Consider the following 10,637-nt stretch of genomic DNA (forward strand, 5'->3'; position numbering starts at 1 on the left):
GTCGCATACTATAGTAGTTGTTGGATTAGTCCATTATTTGTAACTAAAGGAAGGCAGCTAGTAAAAATATTTCAGATAGACCAACTAGAAGGAATTATTTGTAGTTCAATCCGCTTTCCCTACTGGTTAGATCTAGCTAATAGCCTGTTATTTATCCCAGAAGAGAAAGTCTTTTTCCCTGAATATAAAAAAGCCTTTGTGTTTGAATTAGAAACACAAAAAACTTAGATGAAAGTTTTTGATAATCCACGAAAATAGGCGCGTCTTCGTACTCGGTTCTTTCAACCCGACTACATCTATCCCACAAACTACCGCAATAAATCCATAATCTCTATCTTGCGCCTTGCATCCCATGTTCAAACAAAATTGCGATCGCACACAAATCTACCATCCTAACACGCGATCGCAAATCAAAAGCCCCCCAATTTATCGGGGGGTTGGGGGGATCTACTTCTTCGGAGAGATCAACATCATCATATTGCGCCCTTCCTTCTTCGGCGCTTGTTGTAGCTCTCCTACCTCTTGCAGATCCGTTGCCATCCGCTTGAGCAAGGTTTCTGCCAAATCGCTGTGTTGAATTTCCCGACCTCGGAACATCACAGTTGCTTTCACCTTATCGCCATCTTTCAAGAAGCGTTCGGCTTGATTGACGCGCACTCGATAGTCATGTTCCTCAATCTTGTAGCGCATCTTCACTTCTTTCACGTCAGCCGTATGCTGCTTCTTCCGAGCTTCCCGCGCCTTCTTCTCCTGCTCGAATTTATACTTGCCGTAGTCCATAATTCGGCACACAGGCGGATCGGCTTTATCACTGAGCAGAACGAGGTCTAACTCTTTTTCCTCAGCAATTTGCAGTGCTTCGTAGGGAGTTAAAATTCCCATCTGACTGCCATCAGTATCGATGACTCGAATCTTAGGGAAGCGAATGCGTTCGTTAATTTGGGGTAAATCTTTTGTGGGTCTTCTTTTTTCAATCACAGGCATATAGGATTATTAGCAACTGTTTGTTAGATAACTGGGATGAATCCAGCTTGAGCAACTATTAGACTAAGACAACTATGTATACCTTCACACCAAACAATCGGCTTTCGGAAACGTAACTAGTAGAGTCTACAATCCATAGCAAACAGCAGGCTTTCTTAGTACTTGCAATTCACGATAGCACTTTTTTCTGCTAGTTAGGGGTAGGGAAATTCCTCTATTTGCGAACTCCGATCGCCATCCATTTGTTAAGATCGTCTTAACTTATCAGGATAGATGCGATCGCCTCCCATCAAAACATCTCAATTGTTAAAATAATTTAGAGATTTTGTAACTTTATTCAACTTGACCAAAACAAGCGTGGATACCTTATTACACTGGCAGCAACGGGTAGGTAGTCAAAGAGACTGGATTTGGCGTGGCTGGCAGACTCGCTACACATTTATTCGCCCAGAACAACCTCAGCCTCAGACAACACCAATAATTTTACTGCATGGCTTTGGCACGTCAATCGGTCATTGGCGACAAAACTTAGCCGTGCTAGGTGAGCAGCACACAGTTTACGCGCTGGATATGTTGGGCTTTGGTGCGTCGGAAAAAGCTCCAGTAAGCTATAAGGTAGAACTGTGGGTAGAACAAGTTTACGATTTCTGGCGCACGTTTATTCAGCATCCAGTCGTCTTAGTTGGTAATTCTATCGGTTCGCTAGTGTCGCTGAGAGCAGCAGCTATGCATCCCGATATGGTGCAGGGTATTGTAATGCTTAGTCTTCCCGATCTATCTATCCGACAGGAAGCCATACCTAAGATTTTACGTCCCGCGATCGCCGCGATCGAAAATCTCTTCACCTCACCCCTATTAATTAAAACCATTTTTCGCATTGTCCGCCGCCCCCAAGTGGTAAAGCGTTGGGCAGGCATTGCATATGCTAATTCTGAAGCCGTAACTGATGAATTAGTAGATATTTTGTTAGGACCAGCTCAAGACCGAGGTTCGGCACAAGCTTTCTATGCCACGCTAAAAGCTATGTTGGATTCTCAATTCGATCCTTCAGTCAAGAGCATCTTGCCAAATCTAAACATTCCCATCCTACTGATTTGGGGACAGCAAGACCGCATGATTCCACCCGCTTTCGCCCCCAAGTTTGCTGCTTACAATCCTAACGTGCAGCTTCTAATTTTAGAGAATGCAGGACATTTCGCTCATGATGAGTGTCCTGAAGAAGTCAACCAAGCAGTCTTGAACTGGATCGACTCTTTCCTTGCCCGTCCCGATCTTGCTCTATACAAAGTTAATAATTAGTTGTTAATGGTTAATTGTTTGTATCGCCATTAACCATTAACAATCAGCCATCAGTTTTTATCCGATACTGACTTGATCGGTAGTTACGTCAGTTGCGCCTTGAACGTTTCTGGCAACAGAAACCATTTTTTGCAAAATATCTTGGCTGGGAACCTTGCCTTTTAAAACCACGGTACTGCCCGTTTGAGCTACGTAGAGAGTATCAACGTCAGTTAAGCTTTGGTCTTCATCAAATGCCAAAGCAACACGCTTAGCTAAACCACTCTGATCGTATTCTCCATTCAATCCTAGACGCTCGGGAGGAACTGATTCAGTGGCAGCAGCAGCCTGTGGCGTAGGATTAACTTGAGCATTTTGCGGTTTGTTCATGCCAAACAGTCTTTGTAACCAACCCATAGATTTTTCTCCTCAGTAATTAACTGCTCTCAGTGTAAGTTTGTGTAGCGATCGCCACACCTATCCGAAAGAAGATATAGTCACAAGTCGATCATCTTAAGAGTAAATCTACGAATTGAAGTTGAATTAAGTTAAATTTAATTTTTTTAGCTACTTTTTAACCTACAATTGCGCTGCAAGTCTCATTATCTACTGAGCGATCGCCCAACTCCCTTCTTGAGGAAGGCTAGGGGGAGCGAGTCTAGCTTCAAGCGCGTAACTCCTGCAACGACATGCGCCTTTTTTTCAGCTAGAAAACATTTGTTGAGAGCGAAAGACGAGATAGATCGAGATAGAATATAAGGCTGAACAGATTGATTTTAGCGATCGGACAGAAAGTAGAGAGCAGTGAGTAGCAACTATCAACCATCAACCATCTTCACGCATTGTAGCGCCAGCGTTTACCATCAACCATCAACCATCAACCATTAAAAATGAAACACACCCTTTCAGTTCTAGTGGAAGATGAAGCGGGGGTACTAACCCGCATTGCGGGTTTATTTGCCCGTCGTGGCTTTAACATTGAAAGCCTTGCTGTCGGTCAAGCGGAGCAAAACGGAGTCTCTCGAATTACAATGGTAGTCCCTGGGGACGATCGCGTTATCGAACAGCTGACCAAGCAGCTATATAAACTTGTCCACGTCCTCAAAGTCCAAGATATCACCGAAGTTCCTTGTGTCGAGCGGGAATTGATGTTGATTAAAGTGAATGCTACTAGCTCTAATCGCTCGGAAGTGATTGAAATTGCTCAGATCTTTCGCGCTAGAGTGGTCGATGTGGCTGAAGACTCTCTTACCCTAGAAGTTGTCGGCGACCCTGGTAAAATTGTCGCGCTCGTGCAGTTATTACAAAAGTTTGGACTGCGAGAGGTCGCCCGTACAGGTAAAATTGCCCTCGTGCGAGAGTCGGGAGTCAATACGGAATATCTCAAGTCTCAAGTCGAGGTAAAAGTTTCGTGACATGTGTAGAGACGTTTCATGGAACGTCTCTACGATCGATAAATTAGGCTAAAGTCGTCAATCCTGCAAAATAGTCCTGTAATTGTTGGTTGTGGTCGTGAGCAAGTTGACCGGGAGGTAAAGCACCAGGAGGAAATGCACGAACTTCCATCACTTCTAATGGATCGCGGACTTTCATCCTGCCTGTGACATCTGCCTCAACTACAATACAAATCGAATGGATGCGCGGATCGCGATCGGGTGCGGAATAAACTCCTACCAGTCGTCGAATTTTGACTAAATCCAGCCCCGTTTCCTCAGCTAATTCTCGTTTGACTGCCGTAGCCACATCCTCCCCCCAATCCACCATCCCTCCTGGTAGCGACCACAGCCCATTATCACGACGGCGAATCAAAACGATCCGACCATCAGGCAAGATGGGAATGATACTCGTGCCTGGGACGGGATGACGAAATATGATGCCGATGACAGTTTGAATAAATCGCCACCAGCGGCGTAGGGGTTGGGCGATCGCCTTAAAACTAGAAAAAATCACTATTTAACCGTTAGTTAAAATTTATAAATTTTCATATGCTGAAAAAATTCGGTGAAACCCCAGACAGATAGTCTATCCCAGCTTTTGATAATGTCTTAATATAGTTTAAATTCATCTTATCATTTATCGATCTCCAACTCAAAACTATGCCCAGAGCTGTATTTAGCTATAGCTTTTTCCCGAGATTAACTATTGAGATTCATTAATGTTTCTTAATGCAAATGGTGGCGATCGCGCGTGCTAAGTTGGAATTAGCTGACTACTACAGTCCGATTGGTTTATACTTATGACATTAATCCGCTAAGCTGGGAAAATACCGCTGATGTCGGTGAGTCCAATCGCCTCTAGGAACTCTAGGGGTGGTGTTTTGTTGTCTACAAATAATGAGGTGAACATGGCTAAGCGCCGTAACCAAAAAAAAGAAAAGGCGCTACGGAATCAGGCATATGCCCGTAAGTTTCGTAAACGTGCAACTACGGGTCGGATGCAGAATCGTAGAAATCAACCTCAACCACAGGCTGAGGAAGATGAGGATACAGCAGCTAGTAACTAAGACCAGTTAACAGTTATCAGTTATCAGTTATCAGCCACAACCAAGCTTTCTGTAAAGAACAAAGACCCTGGTTCTTATTTACAATCTCGGTTGCTGACACAGTGTAAAAATGTTGTATGTAACGTCTTTACACTGGTCGCTGGTCACTGGTCACTGTTAACCAAAGCTAGTCATGCTTTTGACTAAAAAGCCAATAAAAATCCCGATTAGCAAAGCCCATACTTGCCCTGTTTGGATAAAGTGATCGAAAGCTTTCTGCCATTGACCTAGCAGATCTGGATCTTTGATACTTTGAGCTAGCGTACTATGCCAAGGCAAGTGCCAAAGTATTTGAGATATAGAACTCAAAACTTGAGTGTAGTGGGAAAACCACGTAGTGAGTGGAAGAACTGAACCGACAACCATAACGAGTCAATCTCCTAGCTGAGTATTTGCCTTCTAAAGGCAGCATAAGTTCATGACTGTCGTAACACATAGAATTGGTAGTGACCAGTATCAGTGACCAGTGACCAGTGACCAGTTATCAGTGAAGAAAGGGAGCAGGGAGCAGGGGAGCAGGGGAGAAGGGGAGCAGGGAGCAGGTGGGCTTTGTGTGCAGGTGAGCTTCAGGTGCAACAACCAACTACCAACTACCAATTACCAATTACCAATTACCAACTACCAACTACCAACTACCAATTACCAATTACTAGTTGATTCGCATCACTACTAATGTCATATCGTCTTTATTTTGGTTAGTTGCGCCACTGATGAATTTGTGAACTTGAGCGAAAAGATATTCGAGAATTGCTTGGGGGTCTTGACAGTGGCGACAAGCAAATTTAAATTCGCCTTCTAGCCTTTCTTCGTCAAAGCGATCGCCTCTTTGATTAGCAGCATCAGTAAACCCGTCTGTATAGTAAATAATTGTGTCTCCTGGTTCTAACTGAACTTGAGCATCTTCGTAATTGCTATGAGCTTCAAGCCCGATCAACATGCCCTCTAAAGTATCTAAGCGCTTCACTGTTTTTGTAGCTGCTTGCCATAATAAGGGCGGATGATGGGCTGCATTACTGTAAGTCAACCTGCGCGTCTGTGGGTTGTATTCTGAATAGAATAACGTGACAAAACGATGGGAATTTTCTAAATCGGTATACATGACCCGATTCAAATGCTGCAAAATTCGAGCTGGAGAATGTTCGTTTAATGCCTCAGCGCGCAACATTCCCCGCGTCATAGTCATGATGAGTCCGGCTGGAACCCCTTTGCCCATCACATCACCAATTACTAAGCCCCAGCAACTATCAGGGTTGCTACTTTTACCGTCTGCTTGATTCAAGTCGCGCTCGATCGGGATGAAGTCGTAGTAATCTCCGCCAACGCGGTTTGCTGGCTGACATCTCGCCGCTAGAGATACCCCAGGGACGTTAGGACATTGGCGAGGTAAAAGTCGTAATTGAATTTCTGCACCAATTTCTAACTCGCGGTCTAGACGCTCTTTTTTGCGTAGTTCTACTTTTAGTTCGTCATTTTCAATTGCTACTGCTGTTTGGTCGGCAACAAGTCGGACTAACTTCTGTCTGGTTTCCGTCCAAGTATATTCGGGATCGCTGCTAAAGACATATAATCTTCCTCGTTCTGCCTGCTTGACTAAAATTGTCGTACCAAATAACTGTATTTGCGATCCTAAGTGATGGCTGACTTGAGCATCTAAAGTTGCCGTAGCAGGAACGATTTGGGCTGTTGTAAGTGCAGTGGTGACGGCACTCGTGGCTGTTTCTAAAGCTTTACGGATTTGTTTGCGTTGGTGAATATCTTGGCAGTGTAACTTTTCCAAGCTCACCTGACCGTTGGATTTGTAGAGGAACAATACCCCGCCGTCAGCATCCGTTACCCGTGTTGCTATTAACGGAATTAGTTCGAGAAACTGATTCAAATTATTGAAGCTCCTGAGGGCAAATCCCAAGGAACTTAGCAAATCTTGTACCTTATTCTGTTCCCGATACAGGCGCGCCACTAGTTCTTTGAGCGCTACAACTGGGTTAACATCAGTAGCGGCGCTGCTAGTTCGATCGGTGGGTTGGAAGGGCGGTTGAGGCACAGACACGGGTTTAGTTTTATTATGTTAGAGAGTAGTCGTGAGCCATCAAGTTAGGCAGTAAGAGTCATAGAACCAATAGCTAAGTAGTTTAGCAATGTCTTTTGAAGGATATACCTACAGCTACACTAAAAAAAGTGTGTTTTACCCCCTTTTGCTCCTGTTAGTATAGATTCTTTGACAACAATGTAGCTGAAAAAATTTTAATTTTAATTTTGGATTTTACTAAAACTAAGTTAGTTGCTGCATTTTATTGACTTTTACGCATAAGCAGGAGCGATAGGTTAAGTTGAGATATCTTAACTTAAAATTCAATACAATTGCTGTCGAAGTGTTACTGAATTTAGAGGGAGCAGAGAGCAGGGAATGAACAGGTGGATTCTTCCCTTGTCTTCCTTGTCCCCCTTGTCTTCCTTGTCCCTTAGTTTTCTCTTTCTTCCCCTAGCCCCTAGTTACGTTCCGATCAGTGCTTCTACAAATTCGTAGCTAGAAAAAGGACGCAGATCTTCGATGCCTTCTCCAGCGCCGATGAAGCGAATTGGGAGATTGAGTTGCTGCACGACTGCTAGAGCCACGCCACCCTTAGCCGTGCCATCAAGTTTAGTTAAGACTACACCGCTGAGCTGAGCGGCTTGAGCAAACACTTCTGCCTGTCGCAAGCCGTTTTGTCCCAGGGTAGCATCGAGGACGAGTAAAGATTCTACACGGGCATCGGAGGCTTTTTTATCGACGATACGACGAATTTTACTCAGTTCGTCCATCAAGTTTTTCTTGTTTTGCAGTCTCCCAGCTGTATCGACGAGTAGTAATTCCGTGTTGCGTGCTTGTGCGGCAGCGATCGCATCAAATACCACTGCGGCTGGATCGGTATTTTTACCAGGGTTGGCAATCACTTCGACATTGCTCCTTGCGCCCCATACCTTCACTTGTTCCACGGCAGCGGCGCGGAAGGTATCTGCTGCCCCAATTAGGCAGTCGTAGCCGGATTTCTGAGCGATATGGGCGAGTTTACCGATAGTTGTGGTCTTACCTGCCCCATTGACTCCGGTAATTAACCAAATATTGAGTCTATCTTTTTCTGGAACAAAAACAGGGCTGCAATTTTGCAGGGGGCGATCGAGCATATCTCGGAGAATCTTTTTCAGATAAGCGATCGCGGCATCTGGGGGTAAGGCTGCTTGCTTGATCTGATTTTGCAAGGCTTCGATGATGTAGTCCGTCGCTTCCACTCCAACATCCGCTTGCAGCAGCAGAGCTTCAATTTCCATCACCGCTGCTTGGTTCAGCGGTCCTTGACCGACAATTGATTTTAACTGGTTGACAATGTTACGGCGCGTTTTGCCTAAACCCTGCCGCAGCTTTTTCAACCAAGTAATTTCTTCAATCGAAACATCTTCTGGTCGCCGTCCTTGTGCCGCCAGAACCTCCGCCGACCACAAAAATCCTTCATCAAAAGCAAAGTCAGGAGCTAAGTCAGTATCGGCTGTAGGTGTAGTAACTTCTGTTGCCGTCACTGGCTGTAATACTTCTGGTTCTGGTTCCTCGATCGCAGTTGCCTTTAGCCTCTCCAACCTTGCCTGACGCTCTGCTTCTGCTTTTGCCCAAAAAGGTACGCTCGCTGTTTCCTCTGATGTTGCTTCTAATGTTGTTTTCTCTGCCGCTGTTTCCTCTGGCGCAGTTGCTTCTGGTGTTATTTCCTCTGCGATCGCTGATGCTTCTGTTGTAGCTATTTCCTCAGTCGAGATCGGTTCTGCTAGCGTGGCTGTTTCTGCCGTAACTGGCTCTTCAGTCTTGACAAGTTGCTCTACTTGTGTGTCTAAAGCTTCTGCTTCGGATTCCGCTAACTCAGCAGCTCCCTCAGCTCCCTCAGCTTCCTCAGCTCTCTTTTCTGGAGCTTGCTGCTGCCTTTCTTGAATACTTTTATAGGCTGCTTTAGCAAAGCTGAGATAATCTACTGCTGCATCTTGAGCCGATTGTTCCTGGGATACGTCTGCTGGTTGCTCCGGTGCTGGAGTAGCAGGTTGCTCCTCTTGTGGAGTAGAAGATTCATCGTGTTTGCGGCGGAACCAGTTAAAAGGCATTGTCAGTTATCAGGGAACAGGGAACAGGGAACGGGGAACAGGGAGCAGGGAGCAGGGAGCGCACGAGCAGTCACTGTTGACTCTTGACTTCCGACTTCCGACTTCCGACTTCTTTTTGTTTTAAGCGATCGGTGACGCGGCGCAAAACGCCGTTGATAAATTTGTATCCTTCGTCTCCACTGTACCGCTTTGCGAGTTCTACTGCTTCATCGATCGCAACACTAACCCGATCTTGAAAACCTAAAAATTCAATTTCGGCTACTGCAATCCGCAGGATATCGCGATCGATCCGCGCCAGTCGATTTAATTGCCAGTCTACTAGAGCCTGTTCTAAAATTTCATCAATTTCAGCTCGGTTTTGATTAACTGTATTCACAAGTGTTAGCGCGTAACGGCGGACATCAAAATTTGGTTCTGCTGCCGTGGCTGATTGGATCGTCTCTGGTAGTTGCATGGCTGTAGCAAGGCGATTAATTGCACTTTGAGTCAATTGAATCCCATCCTGCAACATAGCTCTGGCTGTTTGGACATCGTTAGCACGGGTTTCGCTCGTCAAGAGGCGATCGTTTGCCCGCTGAACTTCTCCAGAAGCCGTTTCTAGAGCATCTTCTACTTCCGTTGTCAAAGTTCTGACGGCTGCAACTAACAAATTAGATAGTTGTTGCGCTTCCAATTTTTCTGAGGAATTAGGCAGTTGGCTCAAACTAAGCAGAGCCAATTCGCGAGCAATACTTCGTGCTTTCATTATTGGAAGGGTAATTGGTAGTTGGTAGTTGGTAATTGGTAGTTGGTAGTTGCTCGGCAGTGACTGACAACTGATAACTGTTCACTGATTAATCGCTTGTCCTTGGCGATCTAGCAAAAGTGGGGGTAGGGGCGCATTGGGGGAAACAATACCACCAGAGATAATGACTTTAAAGGCATCTTCAACGGACATGGATAGGTCGATCGCTTCGTCTGCTGGAACAATGGCATACCATCCGGTGGTTGGGTTGGGGGTTGTGGGAATAAATACGCTCAGCATCGGGCGATTCATGTGAGATTGAATTTCATGACTCATAATCCCAGTGACAAAGGCGATCGCCCATATACCCCGCCGAGGATACTCTATTAGAATAACGCGCCGAAACTTCCCATTAGAATCTTTAAGCAGGGTTTCGAGCAATTGTTTTAAGGTTTTGTAAACTGCTCCAGCTAAGGGAATGGCTTGTAATAATTGTTCTCCGAAATCGAGCAGCCAGCGTCCGGCGATATTGCGTGCCATTAAGCCGATCGCTAAAATGCACAGCAGCGGTACTGTTAGACCTACTGCTAAGTTGATGAGATTCACGAGGAAGGGGTTCATTTCATCCAACGGATTCAGTTGTTTGGGAATCCGCGTCAGAAATTCGATCGTCCAACTAGCAACGGCGATCGTCAGCCAGATTGTCGTAGCTAAGGGAATGACGACCAATAATCCTGCAATCAGGTCATTTTTTAGATCCTGTTTCAACCTTTCAAGCACAAGCTGCTGATTCTCCTTTGTCTGGCTATTGACTTTAGCAAGCCTCTTTTCCTGTTTTTCCCTAATTGGGGGGAAGCAATTTTATAAATAGGCATATCTCTATAATATTTTGTTGACTCTGTAAATAAATATTGCATGTGGTAATGGGTAATGGGTAATGGGTAATGGGTAATGGGTAATGGGTAATGGGTAATCGGTGGTTGTTGCACC

General features: G+C 45.1%; 13 protein-coding genes. 5 read left to right on the top strand and 8 right to left on the bottom strand.

Annotated features, from left to right (window positions below; genetic code table 11):
• On the top strand, nt 1-228 hold a 228-nt coding region (locus tag C7Y66_RS32705), incomplete at its 5' end, for a hypothetical protein (protein ID WP_233222893.1).
• 219 nt (nt 229-447) lie between these two features.
• On the opposite strand, the gene infC is transcribed toward C7Y66_RS32705, so the two are convergent.
• The gene (gene infC, locus C7Y66_RS28325) at nt 448-984 is read right to left on the bottom strand and encodes a translation initiation factor IF-3 (RefSeq protein WP_015154368.1); all 537 of its coding nucleotides are present in this window, start codon (nt 982-984) and stop codon (nt 448-450) included.
• Nucleotides 985-1,341: 357 nt separating this feature from the next.
• Between infC and C7Y66_RS28330 the strand changes: the two genes are divergently transcribed.
• Complete coding sequence (locus tag C7Y66_RS28330) at nt 1,342-2,283, top strand: alpha/beta fold hydrolase (RefSeq protein ID WP_015154367.1); 942 nt, start codon at nt 1,342-1,344, stop codon at nt 2,281-2,283.
• Nucleotides 2,284-2,340: 57 nt separating this feature from the next.
• Here the strand turns inward: C7Y66_RS28330 and C7Y66_RS28335 are convergent, their stop codons facing one another.
• Nucleotides 2,341-2,679: a phospholipid-binding protein gene (locus C7Y66_RS28335; protein ID WP_106548121.1), complete on the bottom strand. Its 339-nt coding sequence runs from the start codon at nt 2,677-2,679 to the stop codon at nt 2,341-2,343.
• A gap of 473 nt (nt 2,680-3,152) precedes the next feature.
• Here C7Y66_RS28335 and ilvN point away from each other — a divergent pair, with 473 nt between their 5' ends.
• Nucleotides 3,153-3,677 (top strand): acetolactate synthase small subunit, encoded by a 525-nt coding sequence (gene ilvN, locus C7Y66_RS28340; protein ID WP_015154365.1) that lies wholly within the window; start codon nt 3,153-3,155, stop codon nt 3,675-3,677.
• Nucleotides 3,678-3,720: 43 nt separating this feature from the next.
• Here the strand turns inward: ilvN and C7Y66_RS28345 are convergent, their stop codons facing one another.
• Entirely contained in the window at nt 3,721-4,212 is a 492-nt protein-coding gene (locus tag C7Y66_RS28345) for an NUDIX hydrolase (protein ID WP_199197696.1), read from the bottom strand.
• A gap of 394 nt (nt 4,213-4,606) precedes the next feature.
• Between C7Y66_RS28345 and C7Y66_RS32165 the strand changes: the two genes are divergently transcribed.
• Complete coding sequence (locus tag C7Y66_RS32165; RefSeq protein WP_165587649.1) at nt 4,607-4,765, top strand: hypothetical protein; 159 nt, start codon at nt 4,607-4,609, stop codon at nt 4,763-4,765.
• Nucleotides 4,766-4,921: 156 nt separating this feature from the next.
• Here C7Y66_RS32165 and C7Y66_RS28355 read toward each other — a convergent pair whose 3' ends face one another.
• A complete protein-coding gene (locus C7Y66_RS28355; RefSeq protein ID WP_041463045.1) occupies nt 4,922-5,104 on the bottom strand; it encodes a hypothetical protein in 183 nt (60 codons plus the stop codon).
• 166 nt (nt 5,105-5,270) lie between these two features.
• Between C7Y66_RS28355 and C7Y66_RS32170 the strand changes: the two genes are divergently transcribed.
• Nucleotides 5,271-5,477 carry a hypothetical protein gene (locus tag C7Y66_RS32170; protein WP_199197698.1) on the top strand — a complete coding sequence of 69 codons (207 nt, stop codon included), beginning with the start codon at nt 5,271-5,273 and terminating at the stop codon, nt 5,475-5,477.
• Here the strand turns inward: C7Y66_RS32170 and C7Y66_RS28360 are convergent.
• The 4 genes from C7Y66_RS28360 to C7Y66_RS28375 all read right to left on the bottom strand — a co-directional run bounded on the left by C7Y66_RS28360 (nt 5,454) and on the right by C7Y66_RS28375 (nt 10,427).
• On the bottom strand, nt 5,454-6,851 hold the full coding sequence (locus C7Y66_RS28360; RefSeq protein WP_041462442.1) for a PP2C family protein-serine/threonine phosphatase: 1,398 nt from the start codon (nt 6,849-6,851) through the stop codon (nt 5,454-5,456). The two genes, C7Y66_RS32170 and C7Y66_RS28360, sit on opposite strands and share 24 nt — an antisense overlap.
• Before the next feature lie 443 nt (nt 6,852-7,294).
• Nucleotides 7,295-8,923 (bottom strand): signal recognition particle-docking protein FtsY, encoded by a 1,629-nt coding sequence (gene ftsY / locus C7Y66_RS28365; RefSeq protein WP_106548123.1) that lies wholly within the window; start codon nt 8,921-8,923, stop codon nt 7,295-7,297.
• Between the two features lie 70 nt (nt 8,924-8,993).
• Nucleotides 8,994-9,668: a transcription antitermination factor NusB gene (gene nusB, locus C7Y66_RS28370; RefSeq protein WP_015154360.1), complete on the bottom strand. Its 675-nt coding sequence runs from the start codon at nt 9,666-9,668 to the stop codon at nt 8,994-8,996.
• A gap of 81 nt (nt 9,669-9,749) precedes the next feature.
• Nucleotides 9,750-10,427 carry a DUF502 domain-containing protein gene (locus tag C7Y66_RS28375; protein WP_015154359.1) on the bottom strand — a complete coding sequence of 226 codons (678 nt, stop codon included), beginning with the start codon at nt 10,425-10,427 and terminating at the stop codon, nt 9,750-9,752.
• Nucleotides 10,428-10,637: the final 210 nt, after the last annotated feature.

Origin of the sequence: Chroococcidiopsis sp. CCALA 051, from assembly GCF_003015105.1 — a bacterium.
Taxonomy (GTDB): domain Bacteria; phylum Cyanobacteriota; class Cyanobacteriia; order Cyanobacteriales; family Chroococcidiopsidaceae; genus Chroococcidiopsis; species Chroococcidiopsis thermalis.